Source organism: Streptomyces sp. NPDC104313, from assembly GCF_055583985.1.
Genome location: NZ_JBVJMW010000025.1, coordinates 35,020 through 59,343 on the forward strand (window position 1 = coordinate 35,020; position 24,324 = coordinate 59,343).

Genomic DNA, 24,324 nt, shown 5'->3' on the forward strand with positions numbered 1-24,324 from the left:
GGTGGTGCGCCCGGACAAGGAGTTCGGGCTCGGTGGGGACGGAGAGTTCTGGGGGCCGGGCCTCAGGAGGCGGTGCGGCCGCGGCGGGCCAGCAGCCGGACGGTGAGGTCGCCGATCAGCTGGATCACGGTGACGATGACGATCAGCAGCGCGACGGTGATCAGCATGAACTGGTTGTCGAAGCGCTGGAATCCGTAGGTGACGGCCTTGGAGCCGAGACCTTCGCCGCCGACCGCGCCGGCCATCGCGGAGTAGCCGATGAGCACGATGAGGGTGGTGGTGACACCCGAGACGAGCGAGGGCAGGGCCTGCGGGAGGAGCACCTTGCGGACGATCGTGGGGATGGAGCCGCCCATCGACTGCACCGCCTCGACGAGTCCGTGGTCGACCTCGCGGATCGCCGTCTCCACGAGCCGCGCGAAGAACGGGATGGCTCCGACGGCGAGCGGCACGATCATCGCGGTGGGACCGATGAAGGTGCCGACGACCCAGGTGGTGAAGGGGATCAGGGCGATCAGCAGGATGATGAAGGGCAGGGAGCGGCCGATGTTCACGATCACGCCGATGACCTTGTTCACCACGGCGTTCCGCAGCAGGCCGCCCTTGTCGGTGAGGACCAGCAGAACACCGAGCGGAAGTCCGCCGGCGACGGTGACCAGCGCGGACCACAGCACCATGTAGAGGGTGTCGACGGTGCCCTGGGTCAGCAGGGGCTGCATTTCGGACCAGGTCACTTGACGACCTCCTTGGTGAGTGCGGGGGACGTCTGCTCCGGTACGCCGGCGGCCTCGGGCGCGGTGGTCGCGTCGGCCCCGTCGCTCACGGCGGGAGTCTTCGGCCCTGTCCCGTCCTCGACGACCTCGGCCTGGAGGCCCTGCTCGCGCAGGAAACCGATGGGGACGACGTTCTCCTCGAAGCGGCCGGGCAGTTCGATGCGCATCCGGCCGATCTGCCGGCCACCGACGGTGTCCATCGCGGCGCCGAGGATCGAGATGTCGATGTTGTACGTACGGGAGAGCTGGGAGATGACCGGCTGGGAGGCCGACTCCCCCTGGAAGGTGACGTCGAGCACCGTGCGGTCGGGGCCGGAGGCGGTCCCGCCGACCGGGAACAGTTCGTGGGCCAGTTCGGAGGCGGGGGTGGCGAGGAGTTCGCCGACGGTCCCGGACTCGACGATCCGGCCGCGCCGCATGAGCGCCGCGGAGTCGCAGATGGTCTTGACGACGTCCATCTCGTGCGTGATGAGCAGGACGGTCAGGCCGAGCTGCTGGTTGAGGTCGCGCAGCAGTTGGAGGATGGAGCGGGTGGTCTCGGGGTCGAGTGCGGAGGTCGCCTCGTCCGAGAGCAGCACCTGGGGGTCGCCCGCCAGGGCGCGGGCTATGCCCACGCGCTGCTTCTGACCGCCGGAGAGCTGGCCGGGGTAGGACTTCGCCTTTTCGGCGAGGCCCACCAGGTCGAGGAGGTCCTTGGCCTTGCGGGTGCGTGCCTGGCCGGAGATGCCGAGGATCTCCAGCGGCAGCTCCACGTTGTCCAGGACGGTGCGGGAGTCCAGCAGGTTGAAGTGCTGGAAGACCATGCCGATGCGGGTGCGGGCCCGGCGCAGTTCGGCGCTCGCCCGCCGGCCGCGGCCGGCGAGGGCGGTGAGGTCCTGGCCGGCCACCGTCACGGTGCCGGAGGTGGGGCGTTCCAGGAGGTTGACGCAGCGGATCAGGGAGGATTTGCCGGCGCCGCTCTGTCCGATGACGCCGTACACCTCGCCTTCGCGGACATGCAGGTCGACGCCGTCGAGGGCGGTGACCTCACGGTCGCGCGACTGGTAGACCTTCGTGAGGCCCGTCGTGGTGATCACAGGGGTTTCCGTCACTGTCGAGTGCGCGGCGCGGTGTCCGCCGGGCACGGGGCATTCGTCTGAAGAGACTGTGCGGGCTGGTCGGCCGGGAGGTCTCGGCATGGCTGTACGCGGCGGTCGGCCGGGGGGGCAGCGCATGCGCGGGCGCGCTCGTTCCGCGGGGTGCGGACGGCGCAGGCTCGGTCTCGCTTCGGGGCGCGAGGCTCAGGCGGGGGCCCTCAGAAGGCGCGCATTCGACACATACAACGAGCACCGGGCGTGCTGATCGCCTCGGTCGCAAGGGTGCGGCTGCTCGTCGTGGTCATGGGCCAAGTAAAACAGACGTGAGGTCTCCGCGATCTCGACTGTCCGCATAGCGGACAGTGCTGGATGGCCGGATGATGACCTTCCAGTTGCCTCGGCCGATTCGCGACGCGCGGCTGTGACCTGCGATGACAGGGCGATCGCGCGGTCGGGTTCAGCGGTGAGCGGGCGCCCGGGGAGCGGAACGTCTGGCGCCGGTTGTGGTCAAGGCCACGATGTACGGCCCCGGGCGGTGGCCGCCCGGGTGGTGGCCGGGGCCGCACGCGGGCGGGCGTTCCGTCCGTAATACCCTCGACTCATGCTTGACGCCCTGACGGTCGCGGTCGCCGTGGCCGCGCTCGCCCTCGCCGCCTGGTGCGGACATGCCGCCTACCGGGACCAGCCGACGAAGGACTGGCATTTCATCGGGATGGCGGTCGTCTCCGTGCTGGCGCTGGCCCAGTTGGTCGTGGGCGTCGTGCAGCTGGCGCGCGGGGAGCGGCCGGAGCAGGGGATGGCGGTGTTCATCGCCTATCTGATCGGTTCGTTCGCCGCCGTGCCCGCGGCCGGATTCCTGTCGTTGACCGAGCGGACCCGCTGGGGTTCGGTCACGGTGGCGGCGGGCGCGGTCGTACTGGCGGTTCTGGAGGTCCGGCTCTATGACATCTGGGGAAACTGACGTGAGCGACACCGACCGCCCCGAGGTGGACGCGGCCCCGAGGCCGCCCTTCGAACTGGGCACCGGTCCCGGCCGGGTCCTGGTCTGGTTCTACGGGGTGTTCACGGTCGCGGCGGCCTCGCGGACGATCGTCGAGATGGTCAGGGGCTTCGACCGGGCGCCGTTGGCGTACACGCTCTCGGCCGTCGCGGCCCTGGTGTACGGCTTCATCACCTACTCGCTGGTGCGCGGCGGGGAGAAGGCCCGCCGGGCGGCCCTGGTGTGCTGTGCCGCGGAGCTGCTCGGCGTGCTGGTCGTCGGCGCGTGGACGCTGGCCGAGCCGGCCGCCTTCCCGGACTCGACGGTGTGGTCGGACTTCGGGATGGGCTACCTCTTCATCCCGGTGATCCTGCCGGTCACCGGGATGATCTGGCTGCGCCGCGCGAGGACGGTGGCGGTCTGAGTGCCTGCTCTCGCATCGACGGTGGCGGCCTGAGGGCTCGCCCCCACCCCGCCGCCGCCGACGCCGTTCTTCTGGTTACGGCCCCACCGGGCGCGGCGCACGGTCAGGCGCTGGCCACGTAGTCCCGGTCCGCGGCGTCCTTCTCCAGCAGGACCATCCGGACGCCGTCGGCTCCGGTGACGGCCCCGACCTGGGCGTATCCGGCCCGCCTGTAGAGCCGCAGATTGCCCTCGCTGCGGTGTCCGCTGCGCAGCCGGAAGCGGGTCGCCGCCCGCTCCCCGGAGAGCGCCGACTCAGCGGCGAGCAGCAGCCGGGCCCCGAGGCCGTGACCCTGGAGCCGGGGGTGGACGCAGAGCTTGCCGATGAGGCCCGTGCCGTCCGGGTCGGTGCCCCCTCGGACCGAGCCGACGACTTCGTCCCCGAGCCGGGCCACGAACACCAGGTCGTCGGCGACCTCGGCGCGCAGAGATTCGAGGGTCTGGACGAGCGGGTCGATCCGGTAGTTGTCGTACAGCTCCGCCTCACTCTGGAAGCAGAGGTACTGAAGTCTGAAGATCTGCTCGACGTCCTGTGCCGTCGCCGCCGAGATGGTCACGCTCATGCCCATGTGTGCACGCCTCCCGCTCACCTGTTCGCCGGTTGCCTACCGCTCCTTTCCCGCACGGAAGGAGCGACAACCTCCGCAGCCAGCATTCTGCGCAGACATCCAAGGCAACGGGAACGGATCGGACCCAAGCTCCCCTGTGACATACCCAACTCCCCTGCGATCTCCCGGTAGGTCGGGTCGCCGGGAGAGAGCAGCGCCTCCAGCAGCCGGGGGCAGCGGCCGGGCAGCCGGGCCATCGCGGAGCGCAACGCCCGGCGTTCGGCGGCCCTGAGGGCGGCGCGTTCCGGGCAGTCGGCCGGTCCGGCGGCGGGATCCGTTCCGGCGTACGGACGTTCCCGCCGGACCGTGCGGCGTCCGCGGCGGGCCTCGCCCCTCACGGTGTCGCGCACCCAGCGGGCGGCGTCGGCGGGTGGTCCGGCAGCGGCCGGGCGCTCCAGCAGCCGCACCCAGACGCTCTGTTCGAGGTCGGCGGGGTCGAGCCCGGCGGCCGGGGCCTCGGCCCTCGCCTCCGCGCGCACCAGGGGTTGTAAGGCTCGGACGACGAGGGCGGTGGAAGAGGCCGGACCGGGGTCATGATCGAGAAGCGTCATGCCCCGGCTGACGTGCCGGTGACGGCCGCTGGTTGCCCCGGCGGCGCGGCACCACCCGACCGGGGGATGCCGGGGCGGGTGGCTGACGGCACACCTCGTCCACGAGAGGCACGAGAAGTACGAGAAGTACAAGAGGTGCGAGAAGTACAAGAGAGGTGCGAGAGGTGCGCCGCGCCCGCCTCCGTACCGGGTCAGCGCCCTGCGTGGTCCGCCGCCGCGAGCAGCGCCGTGTCCGGATGGTCGGCGAAGACGCCGTCGATGCCGGTGGCGAGGTAGGCGGCGCAGGCGCCGAACACGTCGCCGTAGGCGTTGGGATCGGTGCCGCGCCGGAAGTCGGCGGGCAGGAAGCTGTTCTCGTTGCGCAGCGTGTACGGGTGCAGCAGCAGGCCCTTGGCGTGCGCGTCCCGTACCAGCGTGGTCGGGGTGGTGAGCCGTCCCGAGGCGTCCTTGGGGATGACCAGGTCGAGGGTGGGGCCGATGCCCTGGGCGAAGGAGGCCAGCCACTTCAGTCCGGCGGGCTTCACCAGGTCGGCCACCGTGCGCGGGTCGCCCGACTCGACGAAGTCCCAGGGGCGCTCCTTCGGGCCGGACAGCAGGACGACGCGCGGGGTGTCGACGAGGCGCGCGAGGCGCTGGACCGAGCCGGGTTCGAAGGACTGGAGTATGAGCGCGGAGTTCCTGCGGTCCCGGCCGTGGCGGCGCAGCAGCCGGGCGAGCGGCTCCTCCAGGCCGAGGCCAAGCTTGCGGAAGTAGGTGGGGTGCTTGGTCTCCACGTACAGCCAGACCGGCTTGGAGCGCTTACGGCCCTCCTTCTCCGCCCAGCGCAGCACCTCCTCGAAGGTGGGGATCGTCCAGCGGCCGTCGTAGAGGGTGTTGTCCGGGCGGTTGCCCGGGATGCGCTCCTTGGCCCGCAAGGTCTTCAGCTCGGCGAGGGTGAAGTCCTCGGTGAACCAGCCGGTCAGGGCGAGGCCGTCGATGCTCTTGGTCGTCCTGCGGCCGGCGAACTCGGGGTGGTCGGCGACATCGGTGGTGGCGGTGATGTCGTTCTCGTGGCGGCAGACGAGGTGGCCGTCCCTGGTCGGCACGAGGTCCTGCTCGACGATGTGCGCACCCAGGTCGAGGGCCAGCTGATAGGAGCCGAGGGTGTGCTCGGGGCGGTAGCCGCTGGCCCCCCGGTGGCCGATCACCGTCGGCACGGGCAGATCGCGCAGCGATCCGTGGCCGCCGCCGTGCCCCCCGCCGCGCTCGGCGGCCTGGGCGGCGGCGGGCAGGCCCAGGGCGGCGGTGCCGAGGACCGCGGCGCCCAGAAGGGTCCGCCGGGCGGGGGTCGTCCGCGCACGCTCCGTCATGAAAACTCCTCGCTTGGTGATGTCCGGGACCGGTCGAGCGAGGCCCGATCGTAGGCTGGGAGGTGTACGAGAGGGCGTACCGTCGGCCAACATGGCGGAAACACACGTCAACACCGCGTATCCGCTTGGTGAACCCGATGTGCGATCAGGGCATACCCGCGAGTATCGTCCTCACCTGCACCGACCATCACCCGTCGGCACCGGCCACCGCCCGTACGACCCATTCCATCGCGGCCGGCCAGGCCACGACACCGGAGGAACCGTTGTCCCGTCTCACGGTCATCAAGGCAGTGCTCGGACCGATTCTGCGCCTGATGTTCCGCCCACAGGTGGAAGGCGTCGAGAACATTCCCGGGACCGGGCCGGTGATCCTCGCGGGCAACCACCTCACGTTCATCGACTCGATGATCATGCCGATCTGCTGCGACCGGCCGGTGTTCTACATCGGCAAGGACGAGTACGTCACGGGCAAGGGCCTCAAGGGCCGGCTGATGGCCTGGTTCTTCACCGGCTGCGGCATGATCCCGGTGGACCGGGACGGCGGCCGGGGCGGGGTCGCGGCGCTGATGACGGGACGCCGGGTGCTGGAGAAGGGGCAGGCCTTCGCCATCTACCCGGAGGGCACCCGCTCCCCCGACGGCCGGCTCTACCGGGGCCGTACGGGCATCGCGCGGCTGACCCTGATGACGGGCGCTCCGGTGATCCCGTTCGCGATGATCGGGACCGACAAGCTGCAGCCGGGCGGAGCGGGCCTGCCCCGGCCGGGCAAGGTCACGGTGCGCTTCGGTGAGCCGATGGAGTTCTCGCGCTACGAGGGCATGGACCGCGACCGCTATGTGCTGCGGGCGGTGACCGACTCGGTGATGGCCGAGGTGATGCGACTGTCCGGCCAGGAGTACGTGGACATGTACGCGACGAAGGCGAAGGCCGCCTGACCCCGTACGACGGTGACGACGCGGGGCCCGCACCCCTTCAGGGGGTGCGGGCCCCGCGTCGTCACCGCTCTGAGGTCGACCGCCCTACGGGTGCTCGACGCCGTCCTCCAGTTTCTGGCCCCGCAGCAGGAACCAGGCGGCGACCGCCGCGGCCAGCAGTACGCTCGCGCCGATACCCGCGGCCGACCGCAGTCCGTCGACGAACGCCTCCTGGGCCGCCGAGATGAGCGGCCCCGCCTGGGCGGCGGGCAGTGCCCCGGCGGCCTCGACCGCCCCGCCCAGTGACTCGTGGGCGGCCGACTCGATGTCGGCGGGGACGCCCGACGGGGTCGGGAAGCCACGGTAGACGCCGGTGACGATGGAGCCGAGCAGGGCGATACCGAGAGCCGCGCCCAGTTCGTACGCGGTCTCGGAGACGGCGGACGCGGAGCCCGCCTGTTCCGTCGGGACGCTGGAGAGGATCACATCGGCGGTGACGGTGAAGGCGAAGCCCGCGCCGACGCCGACGACCAGCAGCATGGAGCCGAGCAGTGGATACCCGGTGTTCTGGTCGAGCAGGGTCACACTGCCGAGGGCCAGTCCGACCGCGGCCAGACCGCCCGAGACGACGGAACGGACCGAGAAGCGGCGGGCGGCGAACCCGGCCAGCAGACCGGCGGTCACCGCACCGATCGCGGCGGGCAGCTCGGCGAGCCCGGCCTCCAGCGGCCCACGGCCCTGCACCAGTTGCAGGAACTGGGAGAGGAAGAAGATCAGACCCGACAGGCCGAGGATGGTGAGCAGGTCGGCGAGGACCGCGCCGGAGAAGCCCCGGTGGTGGAAGAGCCTCATGTCCAGCAGGGGCGCGGGAAGCCGCAGTTGCCTGCGGACGAACCAGGTGAGCGCACCGGCGCCGGCGACCACCGCCACCCCGGCCTCCCAGCTCACCCCGTGCGCGGCCGCCTCCTTGATGGCGTACACGACACCGATCATGCCGACCAGGGAGAGCCCAACGCTGAGCATGTCCCACGGGCCGGGCGCCGGGTTCTTGGACTCGGGGATCAGCTTGATGCCGACGACGACGAGGACGGCCATCACGGGCAGGTTGATGAGGAAGACCGAACCCCACCAGAAGTGTTCGAGCAGGAACCCGCCGACGACCGGACCGAGGGCCGCGCCAGCCGAAGCCATCGCACCCCAGATCCCGATGGCGAGGCTGCGCTCGCGCGGGTCGTGGAAGAGATTGCGGATCAGGGCCAGGGTGGACGGCATCAGGGTGGCGCCCGCGACACCGAGCAGCGCCCGGGCCACGATCATCATCTCGGGCGTAGTCGCGTACGCGTTGAGCACGGAGACCGCGCCGAACGCGACGGCGCCGACCAGCAGCAGCTTCTTGCGGCCGATCCGGTCGCCGAGGCTGCCCATCGAGACGAGCAGGCCGGCGATGACGAAGGAGTAGACGTCACCGATCCAGAGCAGCTGGGTGCCGGTCGGTTCGAGGTCCTCGCTGAGGAACGGGGTGGCGAGACCGAGGACGGTCGCGTCCACGGCCACCAGCAGCACGGCGAGGACGAGGACGGCGAGCGCGATCCACCGCCCCGGGCGGCGTACGGCGTCCGTGGTGTCCGGGTTCTGATCGATGCTGGTCATTGCTCTACGCTCCGGCGTGCTCCGCCGAGCAGCAACTCGACGATCATGTGTTGGAAGTCCTGTGTGGCGACCCGTCCCGTCTGGACAGCCCAGGCGCCGGCACTGACGAGCCCGTAGAGGGCTTCCGTCAGCCAGGCGGGGGTGAGGTCGATACGGAACTCGCCGCGTTCCTGGCCGCGGCGGAAGAAGGCGGAGACGCGGGCGTCGGCCCGGTTCCAGCCCTCGTTGACCTCGTCGCCCTCGAAGAGCTGGTTCTCGTTGACGAGGAAGGACAGCAGTCCGGCGCTGGGCTCGACGGCCGCGATGAGGCGACGCAGCCCCTCCTCGGAGGTGTCCTCGTCGAGCCGGGCGGTGTCCAGGGCCGCCTCGAACTCCTGGATGCCGAGATCCTCCAGCGCTCTCACCAGGGCGTCGCGCCCGGCGAAGTGACGGTGGAGGGTGGCCCGGCCGATGCCCGCCGCCCTGGCGACCTCGTCCATGGTGGCGGTCGATTTTCGGGTCAGCAGGGCGGCGGCGCAGCGCAGCACCTGCTCACGGTCAAGAGTCATGAGACAACCATAACCCACCTGAGACAGCATCGTCTCACCATGGGGGGGGGAGGGCAGGCAAGGGGAAGGCGGGGCGGGGCGGGGCGGGAGATAAAAAAAGTGGCCGGAGGTAGATCCACTCCTTGCCACTCTCAACTTATAGCGCATGGGGGGCCTTGCGGCAAGACCCCCCATATGCCGCAGAATCGTCCGCCGTAGCCGGAGTGGGACGCCGCCCCCCGTACGCACCGCAGATCGGAACCGATGCCGTGAAACCCCTGACCGCCAGCGCGTTCGACCTCCCCGACCGCCTCTCCCCCAAGGCCGACCCGGCGCTGATCGCCGATGACGAGCAGCACTTCGCGGCCATCGCCCACTGCCTGGAACAGTCGATCGCCGAGCTGACCGAGCGGCTCGCGGCCGAACGCAGGGCGCCCGGCGGGGCAAGCCGGCAGGCGATGGACCGGGACGTGGAGATCCACCGGCTGACCGGCCGGCTGCGCGCCCTGCGCCGGTTCGGCCTCGACCTGTGCCTCGGGCACATGGTCGCCGCGGACGGTTCCGGACTTCTGTACGTGGGACGGCTCGGGCTGACCGACAGCACGGGCCGCCGGCTGCTGCTCGACTGGCGCTCCCCTGCCGCCGAGCCGTTCTTCGGGGCCACCCACGCCGATCCGATGGGCCTGGCGAGCCGCCGCCGCTACCGCTGGACCGGCGGCCGGATCAGCGACTACTGGGACGAGGTGTTCGCCCCGGAGGGCTTCGCCGGGCATGCCGCGCTGGATGACCAGTCCGCGTTCATCGCCGGTCTGGGCGGCAACCGGTCGGCCCGGATGCGCGATGTGCTGGGCACCATCCAGGCCGACCAGGACGCCATCATCCGGGCGGGCTCCCGGGGCGCGCTCGTCGTCGACGGTGGGCCCGGCACCGGGAAGACCGTCGTCGCGCTGCACCGTTCCGCCTACCTCCTGTACTCCGACCCGCGCCTCGGCCACCGCCGCGGTGGCGTGCTGTTCGTCGGGCCGCACGAGCCCTACCTGGGGTACGTCGCCGATGTCCTGCCCAGCCTCGGAGAGGACGGCGTGCAGACGTGCACCCTGCGGGACCTGGTCGCCGAGGGGGCGGCGGCGAGCTCCGAGGCCGACCCGGGGGTGGCACGGCTGAAGGCGTCGGCGGACCTGGTGAAGGCGGTCGAGCCGGCCGTCCGGTTCTACGAGGAGCCGCCCGCCCGGGGCGTACGGGTGGAGACGCACTGGTCCGACATCTGGCTGAGCGCCGCCGACTGGGCCTCGGCTTTCGGGGCTGCGGACCCGGGTACTCCGCACAACGAGGCGCGCGAGGTGATCTGGGAGGAACTGCTCACGATCCTCGTGGACAAGCACGACGGCGATGCCCCGGAGGAACAGCTGCGCGCCGCGCTGCGACGGAACCGGGAGCTGTTCGCCCTCTTCGACCGGGCCTGGCCGCTGGTCGAGGCGGCCGACCTGGTCGGCGACCTCTGGTCCGTACCCGCCTATCTGCGCAGGTGCGCCCCCTGGCTGACCTCGGAGGAGGTCGGGCGGTTGCAGCGCCCGGACGCCCAGGCCTGGACGGTGTCCGACCTGCCTCTCCTGGACGCGGCACGGCAGCGGCTCGGCGACCCGGAGGCGTCCGGGCGCAGGCGCCGGCACGAGGCGGCGGCCGCCGCGGATCGCGAGCAGATGGACCGGGTCGTCGAGGGCCTGCTCGCCGACGAGACCCTGGCGGAGGCGGACGCGGACGGTGAGGGCGCGCTGATGATGCTGCGCGGGGCGGATCTGCGGGAGTCCCTGGCCACCGCCGACCGGCCGAGCGGCGCCGAACCCGACCTGCTGGCCGGGCCGTTCGCGCACATCGTCGTGGACGAGGCGCAGGAACTGACCGACGCCCAGTGGCAGATGCTGATCCAGCGGTGCCCGTCCCGGAGTTTCACCGTCGTCGGGGACCGCGCGCAGGCCCGGCACGGGTTCACCGAGTCGTGGCGGGAGCGGCTGGAGCGGGTCGGGCTCGACCGGATCACGCCGGCCTCCCTGACCATCAACTACCGGACGCCGGAGGAGATCATGGCGGAGGCGGAGCCGGTGGTCCGGGCCGTGCTCCCCGACGCCAACGTGCCGGTATCGGTCCGCAGCAGCGGCATCCCCGTCACGTACGGCCCCGTCGGGGACCTGGACACCGTACTCGCCGACTGGCTCGCCGCGAACGACGACGGGATCGCCTGCGTCATCGGCTCCCCCGTGTTCCGGGCGACGCCCCGCGTGCGGTCGCTGACCCCGGAGCTGTCGAAGGGCCTGGAGTTCGACCTGGTCGTCCTCGTCGACCCGGAGGACTTCGGCTCGGGAGTCGAGGGGGCGGTGGACCGCTATGTCGCGATGACCCGGGCGACCCGGGAACTCGTCGTCCTGACGCGCTCCTGAGGCCGGCGGGGCGGGGTTCGACGCCGGGCGGGCCGACCGGGGCGGCGCCGGGGCAGGGCGGGCATCCGCGTCGGGGTCGGCCGCCTACTGGCGGCACCGGGCGTCAGTGCCAGGGCAGCCCCGCCCGGTGCCGCCAGTAGGCGTCCGGCTCCTCGACCAGGGCGTCGAGGCGGGCCCGCTGCTCGTCGTCCAGGTCGACGACGGCGGCGTGCAGATTGCCGGCGAGCTGGCCCACCGTGGCGGCGCCGGAGAGCACGACACCCGCCCAGGGCTGGTGCAGGACCAGGGCGAGGGCGACCGCGTCGCCGCCCACGCCCGCGTCGGCGGCGATCTCCTGGAACACGGCGGGGGCCTCGTCCCCGGCCAGGCGCCCGTTGGCCATGCCCTCTTTGACGATCACGGCGAGCCCGGCGTCGTGGGCCTCGGCGAGCGCGGGCGCGGCCGAGGTCTCCAGGGCGTTGTAGGTGGCCTGGACCGTACGGAAGAGGGGTTCGCCGTCGACCGTGACGGCGAGGGCGGCCCGGATCGCGTCGGCCTGGGCGGGCCCGCTGGTGGAGAGGCCGACGGTGACGCCGTCTGCGGCCAGGGCGCCGAGCCGGCCGAGCAGTTCCTTGTCGGTGAGCGCCGGGCTGTCCGGGGTGACCGAGTGGACCTGGTAGAGGCTGAGCCGGTCGCCGATCAGGGCCCGGGTCTCGGCGTACTGGCGCTCGAAGGCGGCGAGGCTGTGGTCCTTGACCTCGTGTTCCTCGGCCTCGACGGCCCAGTCGGCGGTGTAGGTGTACCCCCACTTGGAGCCGACGACGAGGTCGGTGAACGAGGGCCGGGCGTCCAGCCACTCCCCCAGGAACTCCTCGGCGCGGCCGTAGGAGCGGGCGGTGTCGATGTACCGGACGCCCTGGGCGTAGGCGGCGTCCAGCAGTTCGTGGGTGCGGGCGCGCAGGGCGTCGGCGTCGCGGTCGGCGGGCAGGTCCCGGTCTCGGTGGAGATTGATGTAGCCGGGCCTCCCGACGGCGGCAAGGCCCAGCCCGATGTGGGCGGTCGGGGTCGTCGCGGCGGCCAGGGCGGCGAAGGGCATCGCGGGCTCCTCGGGGTCGGGTTTCGGTTACTCCTACCCCGGTGAGCGCGGCCCGCGACACCCTTCGTCCATCCGGTGCGACATCGCCGCCGCGCGCACCTGACCGGCGCTACCGCCGACGGGCGGTGGCCCAGGCGTGCTGGACGGCCAGGTCTTCCTTCACCTCGGTGAGCTGGACGGCGACGGCGGAGGGGGCCGTTCCGCCCCGGCCGTCGCGGGAGGCGAGGGCGCCCCGCACATGGAGCACCGTACGGACCTCGGGGGTGAGGTGCTCGGAGATCGTGGCGAACTGTTCGTCGGTGAGCTGGTCGAGCTCGATGGCGCCCCGCTCGCACTCCTTGACGCAGGCGCCGGCCACCTCGTGCGCCACCCGGAAGGGGACGCCTTGCTTGACCAGCCATTCCGCGATGTCGGTGGCGAGCGAGAAGCCGGCCGGTGCCAGTTCCTCCATGCGCTCGCGGTGGACGGTGAGGGTGGCCATCATGCCGGTGAAGGCGGGGAGCAGGACCTCCAGCTGGTCGCAGGAGTCGAAGACGGGCTCCTTGTCCTCCTGGAGGTCCCGGTTGTACGCGAGCGGGAGCGCCTTGAGCGTGGCGAGCAGGCCGGTCAGATTGCCGATGAGCCGGCCGGACTTGCCCCGGGCCAGCTCCGCGATGTCCGGGTTCTTCTTCTGCGGCATGATCGAGGAGCCGGTGGAGAAGGCGTCGTGGAGGGTGACGAAGGAGAACTCCTTCGTGTTCCAGATGATGACCTCCTCCGCGATCCGGGAGAGGTTGACGCCGATCATCGCGGTGATGAAGGCGAACTCCGCGACGAAGTCCCGCGAGGCGGTGCCGTCGATGGAGTTGGCGACCGAGCCGTGCTCGAACCCGAGATCGGCGGCGACCGCCTCCGGGTCGAGCCCGAGCGAGGATCCGGCGAGCGCCCCGGAGCCGTACGGGGAGACGGCGGTGCGCTCGTCCCACTGGCGCAGCCGCTCGGCGTCCCGGGACAGGGACTGGACGTGGGCGAGCACATGGTGGGCGAAGAGCACGGGCTGGGCGTGCTGGAGGTGGGTGCGGCCCGGCATCGCGACGTCCGCGTGGGCCTCGGCGAGAGCGACCAGCGCGCTCTGGAGGTCGGCGATCAGGCCGCCGATGGTCCGGGCGTGGTCGCGCAGGTACATCCGGAAGAGCGTGGCGATCTGGTCGTTCCGCGACCGCCCGGCCCGCAGCTTGCCGCCGAGGTCGGCGCCGAGGCGCTCCAGCAGCCCGCGCTCCAGCGCGGTGTGGACGTCCTCGTCGGCGACGGTCCCGGTGAAGGAGCCGTCCGCGACGTCGGCTTCGAGCTGGTCGAGCCCGGCGAGCATCCGGGTCAGCTCGTCCTCGCTGAGCAGGCCCGCCTTGTTGAGCACGCGTGCGTGGGCTCGGGAGCCGGCGATGTCGTACGGTGCGAGCCGCCAGTCGAAGTGGACGGAGGCGGACAGCTTGGCCAGCGCCTCGGCCGGTCCGTCGGCGAAGCGCGCGCCCCAGAGCCGGACGTCACCGTTGTTGCTGCTCACTGCGTGCTCCTCAAAAAGGCAAAGGCCAAGGCGTAGGCCAAGGTGCGGATATGCGGCCGCCTCCCTGCCGCGTGACGACGGGGAGGCGGCTGTACAACGAAGGAGGGTCAGGCGAGGTCGCGCTTGGCCGCGATCTTGGAGGAGAGACCGAAGATCTCGATGAAGCCCTGCGCCTTGGACTGGTCGAAGGTGTCGCCCGAGTCGTAGGTGGCGAGGTTGAAGTCGTACAGCGACTCCTCGGACCTCCGGCCGGTGACGACGGCTCGGCCGCCGTGCAGGGTCATCCGGATGTCGCCGGTGACGTGCTGGTTGGCCTCGTTGATGAAGCCGTCCAGGGCGCGCTTCAGCGGGGAGAACCACAGGCCGTCGTAGACCATCTCGCCCCAGCGCTGCTCGACCTGCCGCTTGTAGCGGGCCAGCTCGCGCTCGACGGTGACGTTCTCCAGCTCCTGGTGGGCGGTGATCAGCGCGATGGCGCCGGGCGCCTCGTACACCTCTCGGGACTTGATGCCCACGAGACGGTCCTCGACCATGTCGATCCGGCCGACGCCCTGCGCGCCGGCCCGCTCGTTGAGCTGCTGGATCGCCTGGAGGACGGTGACGGGACGGCCGTCGATCGCGACGGGCACGCCCTCCTTGAAGGAGATGACGACCTCGTCTGCCTCACGCTGGGCGGCGGGGTTCTCGGTGTACTCGTAGATGTCCTCGATCGGCGCGTTCCAGATGTCCTCCAGGAAGCCCGTCTCGACGGCACGCCCGAAGACGTTCTGGTCGATGGAGTACGGGGACTTCTTGCTGGTCGCGATCGGGAGGTTCTTCTCCTCGCAGAAGGCGATCGCCTTGTCCCGGGTCATCGCGTAGTCGCGGACCGGGGCGATGCACTTCAGGTCGGGGCCGAGCGCGGAGATGCCGGCCTCGAAGCGGACCTGGTCGTTGCCCTTGCCGGTGCAGCCGTGGGCGACGATCCCGGCGTTGTGCTTGTGGGCGGCGGCGACGAGGTGCTTGACGATGGTCGGCCGGGAGAGGGCCGAGACCAGCGGGTAGCGGTCCATGTAGAGGGCGTTGGCCTTGATCGCCGGGAGGCAGTACTCCTCGGCGAACTCGTCCTTGGCGTCCGCGACCTCGGCTTCGACGGCACCGCAGGCGAGCGCGCGCTTGCGGATGACGTCCAGGTCCTCGCCGCCCTGGCCGACGTCCACGGCGACGGCGATGACCTCGGCGCCCGTCTCCTCGGCGATCCAGCCGATGGCGACGGAGGTGTCCAGGCCTCCCGAGTAGGCGAGTACGACGCGCTCGGTCACGGGTTTCTCCTTACGGTGCAATCACTGATGGGTATAACTATGCAGTCCTCCGTATTGTTTGTCAAAGTGGCAGGTCAGGGCGGTGCACTTGGTCGTGCGGGCGGAAAGTGCTGACGCTCTTCGGCCCGAACGCCTCTAGCATCGGCATCCGTATCCGACGACGGGGAGGGCCGCACAGCGGACAGCGGTGGGTGAGAGAAGTGAGCCGCTGGGCCGTCCGGAGCAGGTCCGGTGGGCCGTCGCCCCCCGGCCGCCGTACGGTCCGGAGCATGCGCCGACCTCTGCTGACCTTCGCCGTACTCCTCACCCTGTCCATCGGCTCCCTCGGGGCCGGGCCCGAGGGAGCCGATGGCCCGCTCCTCCCGGACCGGCTGGCGGACACGGGCGGCGGCTCCCAGTTGATCACCGCCGAGGCCCCCGACACCGGCTCCACGACGGGGACCGTGACCTGGTGGGAGCGGCGCGGGGGCCGGTGGACGGAGGCCGGGTCCGCGCCCGCGCGGTTCGGAGCGAACGGGCTGGCCGAGGGCAGCGGCCGGGAACAGGGCACGAGCACCACACCCACCGGGCTGTACGACCTGCCGTACGCCTTCGGCATCGAGGAAGCCCCGGCCGGCACGACGTATCCGTACCGGAAGGTGAACGACGACTCCTGGTGGTGTCAGGACAACGACTCGGAGGCGTACAACCGTTGGGTGGAACCGCGCCCCGGCCACTGCCGGGCCGCGGAGGCCGAGCACCTGGTCTCCTATGGCACGCGGTACGCCCGCGCGCTGGTGATCGGCTTCAACTACGACCGTCCGGTACGGGGCAGGGGCGCGGGAATCTTCCTGCACGTGAACGGGCGCGGGGCGACGGCCGGGTGCGTCTCGGTCCCGGCCGACTCCATGGCGGAGATCCTCGCCTGGGCGGACCCGCAGCGCGCCCCGCACATCGCGGTCGGGACCCGTTCGGGCCCGACCGCGATCACGCGTTACTGAACAGGACCGCTCAGCGCTCGTTCTGAGCGAGCCTCAGCAGGTGGTCGGCGAGCGCCTGGCCGCCGTTCGGGTCGCGGCTGATGAGCATCAGCGTGTCGTCGCCCGCGATGGTGCCGAGGATGTCGTGCAGTTCGGCCTGGTCGATGGCCGAGGCGAGGAACTGGGCCGCGCCGGGCGGGGTGCGCAGGACCACGAGGTTGGCCGAGGCCTCCGCCGAGATGAGCAGTTCGGCCGAGAGCCTGCGCATCCGCTCCTCCTTGGCCGAGCCGCCCAGCGGGGCCTGCGGGGTGCGGAATCCGCCCTCGCTCGGCACCGCGTAGATCAGCTCGCCACCGGTGTTGCGGATCTTCACCGCGCCCAGCTCGTCCAGGTCCCGCGAGAGCGTCGCCTGGGTGACGCTCAGCCCGTCGTCGGCGAGGCGCTTGGCCAGCTGGCTCTGCGAGCGGACCGGCTGCCGGTTCAGGATGTCCACGATCCGGCGGTGGCGGGCGGTGCGGGTCTGCGGCACGGACGGCCCGCCGTGCTCGGATTCCTGCGCCTCGGTCATCGTCGTCGCCTCATTCTCCGGAGGGTCATGCTCCGGATCGTCCGTCCCCGTGTGCCGCGTCGAGAGCGCTCGGCAGGATCTCCAGGAACGCGTCCACCTCCGCGTCACCGATGATCAGCGGCGGCATGAGCCGTACGACATCGGGGGCGGGCGCGTTCACCAGGAGGCCGGCTCCCTGGGCCGCCTGCTGCACCTGCGGTGCGAGGGGTCCGGTGAGCACGATACCCAGCAGCAGGCCCGAGCCGCGGACGTGGGAGACCAACGGGTGTCCCAGCGCCTCCACGCCGTCGCGGATCTTCTCCCCGAGCCGCTTGACCTCCTCGAGCGCACCATCGGCCGCGAGAGTGCCGATGACGGCGAGTCCGGCGGCGCAGGCGACCGGGTTGCCGCCGAAGGTGGTGCCGTGGTGCCCCGGCTTCAGCAGGTCGGCCGCCGGGCCGAACGCGACGGTCGCACCGATCGGCAGACCGCCGCCGAGACCCTTGGCGAGGGTCACGATGTCCGGCTCGACGCCTTGGTGGGCCTGGTGCTCGAACCACTGGCCGCAGCGGCCGATGCCGGTCTGGACCTCGTCCAGGACGAGGAGGGTGCCGGTCGCCCGGGTGATCTCCCTGGCTGCCTCCAGATAGCCCTTGGGCGGGACGACGACACCGGCCTCACCCTGGATCGGCTCGATGACGACCAGCGCGGTGTCGGTGGTCACCGCCGCCCGGAGCGCGTCGGCGTCCCCGTACGGGACATGGGTGACGTCGCCGGGCAGGGGGCGGAAGGGCTCCCGTTTCCCGGGCTGGCCGGTGAGGGCGAGCGCGCCCATCGTCCGGCCGTGGAAGCCGCCGTCGGTGGCGACCATGTGGGTGCGCCCGGTGAGTCGGCCGATCTTGAAGGCGGCCTCGTTGGCCTCCGCGCCGGAGTTGGCGAAGAAGACCTTGCCGTGACGGCCGAACAGCTGGAGGAGCCGCTCGGCGAGCGCGACGGGCGGCTCGGCGATGAACAGGTTCGATACGTGGCCGAGCGAGGCGATCTGGGTGGAGACGGCCTCGACGACGGCGGGGTGGGCGTGGCCGAGCGCGTTGACCGCGATGCCGCCGACGAAGTCGAGATAGCGGGTGCCGTCCTCGTCCCAGACATAGGAGCCTTCACCGCGGACGAGCGGCAGGCGGGGCGTGCCGTAGTTGTCCATCAGCACGCCCTGCCAGCGTGAGGTGAGTCCGGTCTGGGTGCCGGTCATGATGCCCCCTGTTCGTGTGCCGTCCGTGCCGCGTGTACGTCGATGGGGGCGTCCGGCACGACCATGGTGCCGATGCCCTCGTCGGTGAAGATCTCCAGCAGGATCGAGTGCTGGACCCGGCCGTCGATGACGCGGGCGGTCTCCACGCCGTTGCGCACGGCGTGCAGGCAGCCCCGCATCTTGGGGACCATGCCGCTGGACAGTTCCGGCAGCAGCTTCTCCAACTGGCTCGCGGTGAGCCGGCTGATGACGTCGTCGCTGTTGGGCCAGTCCTCGTACAGCCCCTCCACGTCGGTGAGGACCATCAGGGTCTCGGCGTTCAGGGCGGCGGCGAGCGCGGCGGCCGCGGTATCGGCGTTGACGTTGTAGACGTGGTGGTCGTCGGCGGAGCGGGCGATGGAGGAGACGACCGGGACGCGGCCGTCGTCCAGCAGTGCCTGGATGGCCCCGGTGTCGATGGCGGTGATCTCGCCGACCCGGCCGATGTCGACGAGCTCGCCGTCGATGGTGGGCCGGTGCTGGGTGGCGGTGATGGTGTGGGCGTCCTCGCCGGTCATGCCGACGGCGAGGGGGCCGTGCTGGTTGAGGAGCCCGACGAGCTCGCGCTGGACCTGTCCGGCGAGCACCATCCGGACGACGTCCATCGCCTCGGGGGTGGTGACCCGCAGCCCGGCCTTGAACTCGCTGACCAGGCCCTGCTTGTCGAGCTGGGCGCTGATCTGCGGGCCACCGCCGTGTACGACGACGGGCTTGAGGCCGGCGTGCCGCAGGAAGACGACGTCCTGGGCGAAGGCGGCCTTCAACTCCTCGTCGATCATGGCGTTGCCGCCGAACTTGATGACGACGGTCTTGCCGTGGTGCCGGGTCAGCCACGGCAGCGCCTCGATGAGGATCTGCGCCTTCGGGAGTGCGGTGTGCTTCCGCGCTGTGCTCATGAGCTGTACGCGCTGTTCTCGTGGACGTAGTCCGCGGTGAGGTCGTTGGCCCAGATGACGGCCGACTCGGTGCCGGCTGCGAGGTCAGCGGTGACCTTGACCTCCCGGAAGCGCATGTCGACGAGGTCGCGGTCCTCGCCCACTCCCCCGTTCGCGCAGACCCAGACGTCGTTGATGGCGACGTTGAGCCGGTCCGGCTCGAAAGCGGCCTTCGTGGTGCCGATGGCGGAGAGGACACGGCCCCAGTTGGGGTCCTCTCCGTGGATGGCGCACTTGAGGAGGTTGTTGCGGGCGATGGACCGGCCGACCTCGACGGCGTCGTCCTCGGTGGCCGCGTTGATCACCTCGATCCGGATGTCCTTGGACGCGCCCTCGGCGTCGCCGATGAGCTGCCGGGCGAGGTCCGCGCAGACGGCCCGTACGGCTTCGGCGAACTCGCCCCGCTCCGGAGTGATGCCACTGGCGCCGGAGGCGAGCAGCAGCACGGTGTCGTTGGTGGACATGCAGCCGTCGGAGTCGACCCGGTCGAAGGTGGTGCGGGTGGCCTCGCGCAGGGCGGCATCCAGCGCGGGGGCTTCCACATCGGCGTCGGTGGTGAGGACGACGAGCATGGTGGCGAGGCCCGGGGCGAGCATGCCCGCGCCCTTGGCCATACCGCCGACGGTCCAGCCCTCGCCGCCCGCGACGGCCGTCTTGTGCACGGTGTCGGTGGTCTTGATGGCGATGGCGGCCTTCTCACCGCCGTGCTCGCTGAGGGCGGCGGCGGCCTGCTCGATGCCGGGAAGCAGCTTGTCCATGGGGAGCAGAAGGCCGATGAGCCCGGTGGAGGCGACGGCGATCTCGCCGGCGCTGTGCCCTTCCAGCACCTTGGCGGTCTTCTCGGCGGTGGCGTGGGTGTCCTGGAAGCCCTGGGGTCCCGTGCAGGCGTTGGCGCCACCGGAGTTGAGGACGACGGCGGTGACCTCGCCGCCCTTGAGTACCTGCTCCGACCAGAGCACGGGGGCGGCCTTGACGCGGTTGGAGGTGAAGACGCCCGCGGCGGCGCGACGCGGGCCGTTGTTGACGACGAGGGCCAGGTCCGGGTTCCCGCTCTCCTTGATTCCCGCGGCGATGCCCGCCGCGGTGAATCCCTGTGCTGCCGTGACGCTCACGGTGCCACTCCGATCGTCGAAAGACCTGTGTCCTCGGGAAGTCCGAGGGCGATGTTCATGCTCTGGAGGGCGCCGCCCGCGGTGCCCTTGGTGAGATTGTCGATGGCGCAGATGGCCACGATCCGTCCGGCGGCCGCGTCGTGGGCGACCTGCACCTGCACGGCGTTGGAGCCGTACACCGCGGCGGTGGCGGGCCACTGCCCCTCGGGCAGGAGGTCCACGAACGGCTCGTCCGCGAACGCCTTCTCGTACACCGCGCGCAGGCTCTGGGCACTCACGCCCGGCTTCGCCTTCGCGCTGCACGTGGCGAGGATGCCGCGCGGCATGGGCGCGAGGGTGGGAGTGAAGGAGACGGTGACCGGCTCACCGGCGGCGGCGCCGAGGTTCTGGATCATCTCGGGCGTGTGGCGGTGCCCGCCGCCGACGCCGTACGGGGTCATGTTGCCCATCACCTCGGAGCCGAGCAGATGCGGCTTGGCCGCCTTGCCCGCCCCGGAGGTGCCCGACGCGGCGACGATCACGGCCTCCGGCTCGGCGATACCCTCCTCGTACGCGGGGAAGAGCGCGAGGGACACGGCGGTCGGGTAGCACCCGGGCACCGCGATCCGCTTCGACCCGGCGAGCGCGGCCCGCCCGCCCGGCAGCTCGGGCAGCCCATAGGGCCAGGTCCCGGCGTGCGGGGACCCGTAGAACGTCTCCCAGTCACCGGCGTCCTTCAGCCGGAAGTCGGCCCCCATGTCGACGACGAGGACCTCCTCCCCCAACTGCTCGGCGACGGCGGCGGACTGCCCGTGCGGGAGCGCCAGGAAGACGACGTCGTGACCGGCGAGCACCTCGGCGGTGGTGGGCTCCAGCACCCGGTGGGCCAGGGGCCGCAGATGCGGCTGGAGCGATCCGAGCGCCTGCCCGGCGTTGGAGTGCCCGGTGAGGGCACCGATCTCGACCTCCGGGTGCGCAAGGAGGAGACGGAGGAGCTCCCCGCCGGCGTACCCGCTCGCCCCTGCCACTGCTGCTCGTACCACCATCGGCAACCCTCCTGATTGATGGCATGACTATACGCATTCACGCAGTTTTATGCAAAGCCTGTACGGCCCGCCCAGGCGGCTGCTGTGGCCGAGATTCTTAGTTGACACATCGTGGCCTGAGCCGTGCGGGTCAGGCGGCAGCAGCTCGGCCGTCCGCCGTCGGCTCTGGAGCTGACCGACATCGACGCCGTGTTCGTCGGCGGCTTCCTGGATCATCTCGCACACGACCGGAACAACAGCGTGACCACCCGGAATGCCGGACTGGCCGCTATCCGCTCACTGTTCGCCCATGCGGCCTACCGCTGCCCGGAACATGCTCTGCTGTCACCTGCACGGCCGAGAATTCCACTCCACCACCGCGACCGGGGCGCGGACCTGGAGGAGTCGCGTCAATGCTGAGAGTGACCATGCTCTCCAGCGGAAGTGAGACCTCTCATGGCTGTATCACCCCTCTCCCCCCGTCCGGTGCGCCGCCGGATAGCGCGTGTGGGCGCGTTGCCCCTGGCACTGGCGGCGGTCTTCGCGACCGGGCCCGCCTTCGCCGGCGGGGATCCGTCCGGCGCCGGGAACCCCGAGCCCGCCGGCCGGAGTACGAAGCCGACGGTGGTGCTGGTCCACGGAGCGTTCGCGGACGCGTCGGGCTGGAACGCCGTGGTCGAGCGGCTTCAGGACCAGGGGTATCCGGTGGTCGCCCCGCCGAACCCGCTGCGGGGTGTGCTCAGTGACTCCGCGTACGTCGCCAGTATCCTCAAGAGCATCGACGGTCCGATCGTCCTCGCCGGCCACTCCTACGGCGGCACGGTCATCAGTCAGGCGGCGGCCGGGAACAAGAACGTCAAGGCACTGGTCTACGTGTCGGCGTTCATGCCGGACGTGGGCGAGAACCCCGCCACGCTGTCCACGAAGTTCGCGGGCAGTGAGCTCGGGCCCGCGCTGCGGCCGGTCCCGTACACCGACGGCACCACCAGCGGCACGGACCTCTACATCCAGAACGACAAGTTCCACGCTGTCTTCGCCGCCGACCTCCCCCAGGAGCAGACCCGCGTGATGGCGGTCGAGCAGCGGCCCGTCGCCCAGGCCGGGTTCGCACCGAACGCGACCGAGGCGGCGTGGAAGACGATCCCCTCCTGGTTCATCGTCGCCAAGAACGACAAGGCCATCGCCCCGAACCTGGAACGCTTCGAGGCCAAGCGCGCCAAGTCGCACACCGTCGAGGTCGACTCCTCGCACGTGGCGATGATCTCCCACCCCGACCTGGTCACCGACCAGATCCGTGACGCGGCCCACAGCACGGAGAAGCAGGTACGGAGAAAAGCACCGCTGTGGGGTCCCGGGCACGTCTCCCCGGGGCCCCACAGCGTTCAGTCGGCCGTGCCCGGCTTGGTACCCCAGATGTACAACGCGTCGTCGGTGTCCAGCAGGTCCCACAGAGCCGCCGCGTCCGCGAGCCGCAGGTTCACACAGCCCGCCGACCCGCCTCCGTCGAACAGATTGTCGGGGCGCCCGTGCAGCGCCTGGCCGCCGTCGAAGAACTGCGCGTACGGCATGGGCGCGTTGTCGTAGATCGTGGAGACGTGGTGGCGGTTTCGCCAGTAGATGGTGTGCCAGCCGGTCCGGGTCTCCTCGTTGTCGCGCCCGGTACGGATCGGTACAGGGTCTAGGACGACCTTCTTGCCGACCTGGACCCACAGCAACTGACGGTCGAGGTCGACGCAGGTGACCCGGTAGGAGCGCTGGGGGCAGACACCGTCGGCGTTGGGGTTGGCACGGACCTTGACGGCCGTCATCGTGCGGTACGTGACGAGGTTGGCGTAGCCGTCGGCGGGGGTGATCGACTGGGACCGCTGGAAGGTACGGATCGCCGCACAGTCCTCGGGGGACTGGGAACCGTCCACGGTCCGCTTCAAGTACTCCTCCATGGGCCGCTGATAGGGGCCGGTGGAGGCTGTGCATGTCTCTGCCGCAGCCGTGTGTCCGGACGCGGCAGGCGTCGGTGCGGACGCCGTCGCCGCCATCGTCGTCCCGGGCAGTGCGGCCATCAGTCCCGCGCCCACCACGGCCAGCACCGCGCTCCGCCGCCACGCCGCGCCGCCCCGAAGTCCCGCCCGTACGCCTCTCCCCCGTACGCCTCCTACGGGCGGCCCTCCGGTACGTTCGATGGCATCCGTAAGCCTCATGCCGACCTCCGAGCCTCGTACGACAGCAATCCGCACCCACCGTGCGACCGTCACACCTGTGACCCCACAGCTATCAGGAGCGGCCTGTCCGCGCTCCGCGGAGTGCGCCGAACTGGTGAGGCCCCCGGGGCAGCACGCGCGAGAACGCGGCTGCCCCGGGGGCCTCACCAGTTCGGGAGGGGGTGGGTCACTTGCCCTTGCCGGGCTCCCCCCGCTTGTTCGAGACCTTGACCGTCACGGTCTCACCGGCGTTCTGCTCGGTGATCACGAACGGGCCGTTCACAGGGTTCGTCGGCAGGACGTAACCCTCGGGTACGGCTGTCTCCAGCAGGTAGTACGTCCCGAGCGGAAGTTCGTCGAAGACGCATGACCCGACGCGGTCCGTGGAGCAGCCCGGACCGGTGCGGGTGTCCGGCGGCACGGTGCCGTTCGGGCGGGTCTGCAGACCCGTGACCCCGTTGGACTCGCGCCACAGCTCGAAGACGGCGCCGGCCAGCGGCTTGCCGTTCTTCGCGTCGGTCTTGGCGACCTTGATGGTCGACTCCTCCGGCGGTACCGGCGTCTTGGTGTTCCCGGCGGTGACGGTGACGCCGTCGGGGGCGTTCTCGTCGGTGAGCACCAGCGGGCCGAATACCGCGGGGGCGGGCAGTTCGTACCCGGCGGGAGCGGCTGTCTCACGCCAGTAGTACGTACCGGTATCGACGGTTCGGGTGCACTGACCGTTGGCGCCGGTGGTGCAGGAAGCACCGATCTGGGTATCGGGCTCACCACCGGTGGTCTGAAGACCGGCTACCCCATTGGTCTCCTCCCACAACTCGAACACCGCACCCGAAAGCACAGCACCCGTGTCCGCATCCTTCTTGACCACCGTCACCGGACCGGTGACAGCCGTCTTCTCGTCCTCGACGGTGATACTCACGCCGTCGGGGATCTGCGCCGCGGTCAGCGTCACAGGACCGAACACCGTCTCCGGAGGCAACTCATAACCAGGCGGAGCCACCGTCTCACGCCAGTAATACGTACCGAGATCCACCGTCTTCG

23 protein-coding genes and 1 pseudogene are annotated in these 24,324 nt (G+C 71.0%); 7 read left to right on the forward strand and 17 right to left on the reverse strand.

Going from position 1 to position 24,324, the window contains the following annotated elements; translation table 11 throughout:
• Positions 1-62 precede the first annotated feature (62 nt).
• Complete coding sequence (locus tag ACZ60Q_RS34575) at positions 63-734, reverse strand: methionine ABC transporter permease (RefSeq protein ID WP_469641528.1); 672 nt, start codon at positions 732-734, stop codon at positions 63-65.
• A complete protein-coding gene (locus ACZ60Q_RS34580; protein ID WP_469641529.1) occupies positions 731-1,849 on the reverse strand; it encodes a methionine ABC transporter ATP-binding protein in 1,119 nt (372 codons plus the stop codon). Before ACZ60Q_RS34580 ends, ACZ60Q_RS34575 begins: the two co-directional genes overlap by 4 nt.
• A 601-nt stretch (positions 1,850-2,450) precedes the next feature.
• Here ACZ60Q_RS34580 and ACZ60Q_RS34585 point away from each other — a divergent pair.
• Together ACZ60Q_RS34585 and ACZ60Q_RS34590 are read left to right on the forward strand one after the other, a co-directional pair.
• Entirely contained in the window at positions 2,451-2,810 is a 360-nt protein-coding gene (locus ACZ60Q_RS34585) for a hypothetical protein (RefSeq protein WP_103507461.1), read from the forward strand.
• A 1-nt stretch (position 2,811) separates the two neighbouring features.
• Entirely contained in the window at positions 2,812-3,252 is a 441-nt protein-coding gene (locus ACZ60Q_RS34590; RefSeq protein ID WP_469641530.1) for a hypothetical protein, read from the forward strand.
• Between the two features lie 103 nt (positions 3,253-3,355).
• Here the strand turns inward: ACZ60Q_RS34590 and ACZ60Q_RS34595 are convergent, their stop codons facing one another.
• From ACZ60Q_RS34595 to ACZ60Q_RS34605, 3 genes are all read right to left on the reverse strand, one after another.
• The gene (locus ACZ60Q_RS34595; protein ID WP_469641531.1) at positions 3,356-3,859 is read right to left on the reverse strand and encodes a GNAT family N-acetyltransferase; all 504 of its coding nucleotides are present in this window, start codon (positions 3,857-3,859) and stop codon (positions 3,356-3,358) included.
• A gap of 17 nt (positions 3,860-3,876) precedes the next feature.
• Positions 3,877-4,449 carry a sigma-70 family RNA polymerase sigma factor gene (locus ACZ60Q_RS34600; protein ID WP_469641532.1) on the reverse strand — a complete coding sequence of 191 codons (573 nt, stop codon included), beginning with the start codon at positions 4,447-4,449 and terminating at the stop codon, positions 3,877-3,879.
• Between the two features lie 191 nt (positions 4,450-4,640).
• Positions 4,641-5,798 carry a glycerophosphodiester phosphodiesterase gene (locus ACZ60Q_RS34605; RefSeq protein ID WP_469641533.1) on the reverse strand — a complete coding sequence of 386 codons (1,158 nt, stop codon included), beginning with the start codon at positions 5,796-5,798 and terminating at the stop codon, positions 4,641-4,643.
• 263 nt (positions 5,799-6,061) lie between these two features.
• Here ACZ60Q_RS34605 and ACZ60Q_RS34610 point away from each other — a divergent pair, with 263 nt between their 5' ends.
• Positions 6,062-6,733, forward strand: coding sequence for a lysophospholipid acyltransferase family protein (locus ACZ60Q_RS34610; RefSeq protein ID WP_469641554.1), 672 nt, complete (start codon positions 6,062-6,064; stop codon positions 6,731-6,733).
• An 84-nt stretch (positions 6,734-6,817) separates the two neighbouring features.
• On the opposite strand, the gene ACZ60Q_RS34615 is transcribed toward ACZ60Q_RS34610, so the two are convergent.
• Together ACZ60Q_RS34615 and ACZ60Q_RS34620 are read right to left on the reverse strand one after the other, a co-directional pair.
• Positions 6,818-8,362: an MFS transporter gene (locus ACZ60Q_RS34615; protein ID WP_469641534.1), complete on the reverse strand. Its 1,545-nt coding sequence runs from the start codon at positions 8,360-8,362 to the stop codon at positions 6,818-6,820.
• A complete protein-coding gene (locus ACZ60Q_RS34620) occupies positions 8,359-8,910 on the reverse strand; it encodes a TetR/AcrR family transcriptional regulator (RefSeq protein WP_469641535.1) in 552 nt (183 codons plus the stop codon). Before ACZ60Q_RS34620 ends, ACZ60Q_RS34615 begins: the two co-directional genes overlap by 4 nt.
• A gap of 248 nt (positions 8,911-9,158) precedes the next feature.
• Here ACZ60Q_RS34620 and helR point away from each other — a divergent pair, with 248 nt between their 5' ends.
• Positions 9,159-11,324, forward strand: a complete 2,166-nt coding sequence (helR, locus tag ACZ60Q_RS34625; protein WP_469641536.1) for an RNA polymerase recycling motor ATPase HelR — start codon at positions 9,159-9,161, stop codon at positions 11,322-11,324.
• A gap of 103 nt (positions 11,325-11,427) precedes the next feature.
• Here the strand turns inward: helR and ACZ60Q_RS34630 are convergent, their stop codons facing one another.
• The 3 genes from ACZ60Q_RS34630 to ACZ60Q_RS34640 form a co-directional block, all read right to left on the reverse strand.
• Positions 11,428-12,399, reverse strand: coding sequence for an aldo/keto reductase (locus ACZ60Q_RS34630; protein ID WP_469641537.1), 972 nt, complete (start codon positions 12,397-12,399; stop codon positions 11,428-11,430).
• Between the two features lie 109 nt (positions 12,400-12,508).
• Positions 12,509-13,939 carry an argininosuccinate lyase gene (gene argH / locus ACZ60Q_RS34635; RefSeq protein ID WP_469641538.1) on the reverse strand — a complete coding sequence of 477 codons (1,431 nt, stop codon included), beginning with the start codon at positions 13,937-13,939 and terminating at the stop codon, positions 12,509-12,511.
• 107 nt (positions 13,940-14,046) lie between these two features.
• On the reverse strand, positions 14,047-15,240 hold the full coding sequence (locus ACZ60Q_RS34640; RefSeq protein ID WP_469641539.1) for an argininosuccinate synthase: 1,194 nt from the start codon (positions 15,238-15,240) through the stop codon (positions 14,047-14,049).
• 269 nt (positions 15,241-15,509) lie between these two features.
• On the opposite strand from ACZ60Q_RS34640, the gene ACZ60Q_RS34645 reads away from it, so the two are divergent.
• On the forward strand, positions 15,510-16,220 hold the full coding sequence (locus tag ACZ60Q_RS34645) for a L,D-transpeptidase family protein (RefSeq protein ID WP_469641540.1): 711 nt from the start codon (positions 15,510-15,512) through the stop codon (positions 16,218-16,220).
• Positions 16,221-16,230: 10 nt separating this feature from the next.
• Here the strand turns inward: ACZ60Q_RS34645 and ACZ60Q_RS34650 are convergent, their stop codons facing one another.
• The 5 genes from ACZ60Q_RS34650 to argC are packed head-to-tail and all read right to left on the reverse strand — an operon-like array spanning position 16,231 to position 21,106.
• A complete protein-coding gene (locus ACZ60Q_RS34650) occupies positions 16,231-16,767 on the reverse strand; it encodes an arginine repressor (protein WP_469641541.1) in 537 nt (178 codons plus the stop codon).
• Between the two features lie 25 nt (positions 16,768-16,792).
• Complete coding sequence (locus ACZ60Q_RS34655; RefSeq protein ID WP_469641542.1) at positions 16,793-17,995, reverse strand: acetylornithine transaminase; 1,203 nt, start codon at positions 17,993-17,995, stop codon at positions 16,793-16,795.
• Positions 17,992-18,930, reverse strand: coding sequence for an acetylglutamate kinase (gene argB / locus ACZ60Q_RS34660; protein ID WP_469641543.1), 939 nt, complete (start codon positions 18,928-18,930; stop codon positions 17,992-17,994). Before argB ends, ACZ60Q_RS34655 begins: the two co-directional genes overlap by 4 nt.
• Entirely contained in the window at positions 18,927-20,081 is a 1,155-nt protein-coding gene (gene argJ / locus ACZ60Q_RS34665; protein ID WP_469641544.1) for a bifunctional glutamate N-acetyltransferase/amino-acid acetyltransferase ArgJ, read from the reverse strand. Before argJ ends, argB begins: the two co-directional genes overlap by 4 nt.
• Entirely contained in the window at positions 20,078-21,106 is a 1,029-nt protein-coding gene (argC, locus tag ACZ60Q_RS34670; protein ID WP_469641545.1) for an N-acetyl-gamma-glutamyl-phosphate reductase, read from the reverse strand. The genes argJ and argC overlap by 4 nt, the downstream gene beginning before the upstream one ends.
• A 123-nt stretch (positions 21,107-21,229) precedes the next feature.
• On the opposite strand from argC, the gene ACZ60Q_RS34675 reads away from it, so the two are divergent.
• Together ACZ60Q_RS34675 and ACZ60Q_RS34680 are read left to right on the forward strand one after the other, a co-directional pair.
• Positions 21,230-21,505 (forward strand): hypothetical protein, encoded by a 276-nt coding sequence (locus ACZ60Q_RS34675; RefSeq protein ID WP_469641546.1) that lies wholly within the window; start codon positions 21,230-21,232, stop codon positions 21,503-21,505.
• A gap of 36 nt (positions 21,506-21,541) precedes the next feature.
• Positions 21,542-22,360 (forward strand): annotated as a pseudogene (locus ACZ60Q_RS34680) (alpha/beta hydrolase); the annotation flags it as partial.
• 107 nt (positions 22,361-22,467) lie between these two features.
• On the opposite strand, the gene ACZ60Q_RS34685 reads toward ACZ60Q_RS34680, so the two are convergent.
• Positions 22,468-23,145 carry a L,D-transpeptidase gene (locus ACZ60Q_RS34685; protein ID WP_469641555.1) on the reverse strand — a complete coding sequence of 226 codons (678 nt, stop codon included), beginning with the start codon at positions 23,143-23,145 and terminating at the stop codon, positions 22,468-22,470.
• Between the two features lie 325 nt (positions 23,146-23,470).
• On the reverse strand, positions 23,471-24,324 hold an 854-nt coding region (locus ACZ60Q_RS34690; protein WP_469641547.1), incomplete at its 5' end, for an MSCRAMM family protein.

Excerpts from the sequence above, each read along its gene's own strand:
- ACZ60Q_RS34650 (WP_469641541.1), bottom strand. The coding sequence starts at position 16,767 with ATGACCGAGGCGCAGGAATCCGAGCACGGCGGGCCGTCCGTGCCGCAG.
- ACZ60Q_RS34585 (WP_103507461.1), top strand. The coding sequence starts at position 2,451 with ATGCTTGACGCCCTGACGGTCGCGGTCGCCGTGGCCGCGCTCGCCCTC.
- ACZ60Q_RS34605 (WP_469641533.1), bottom strand. The coding sequence starts at position 5,798 with ATGACGGAGCGTGCGCGGACGACCCCCGCCCGGCGGACCCTTCTGGGC.
- ACZ60Q_RS34615 (WP_469641534.1), bottom strand. The coding sequence starts at position 8,362 with ATGACCAGCATCGATCAGAACCCGGACACCACGGACGCCGTACGCCGC.
- ACZ60Q_RS34645 (WP_469641540.1), top strand. The coding sequence starts at position 15,510 with ATGCGCCGACCTCTGCTGACCTTCGCCGTACTCCTCACCCTGTCCATC.
- ACZ60Q_RS34595 (WP_469641531.1), bottom strand. The coding sequence starts at position 3,859 with ATGGGCATGAGCGTGACCATCTCGGCGGCGACGGCACAGGACGTCGAG.
- ACZ60Q_RS34600 (WP_469641532.1), bottom strand. The coding sequence starts at position 4,449 with ATGACGCTTCTCGATCATGACCCCGGTCCGGCCTCTTCCACCGCCCTC.
- ACZ60Q_RS34620 (WP_469641535.1), bottom strand. The coding sequence starts at position 8,910 with ATGACTCTTGACCGTGAGCAGGTGCTGCGCTGCGCCGCCGCCCTGCTG.
- ACZ60Q_RS34685 (WP_469641555.1), bottom strand. The coding sequence starts at position 23,145 with ATGGCCGCACTGCCCGGGACGACGATGGCGGCGACGGCGTCCGCACCG.
- ACZ60Q_RS34630 (WP_469641537.1), bottom strand. The coding sequence starts at position 12,399 with ATGCCCTTCGCCGCCCTGGCCGCCGCGACGACCCCGACCGCCCACATC.
- argB (WP_469641543.1), bottom strand. The coding sequence starts at position 18,930 with ATGAGCACAGCGCGGAAGCACACCGCACTCCCGAAGGCGCAGATCCTC.
- argC (WP_469641545.1), bottom strand. The coding sequence starts at position 21,106 with ATGGTGGTACGAGCAGCAGTGGCAGGGGCGAGCGGGTACGCCGGCGGG.
- ACZ60Q_RS34655 (WP_469641542.1), bottom strand. The coding sequence starts at position 17,995 with ATGACCGGCACCCAGACCGGACTCACCTCACGCTGGCAGGGCGTGCTG.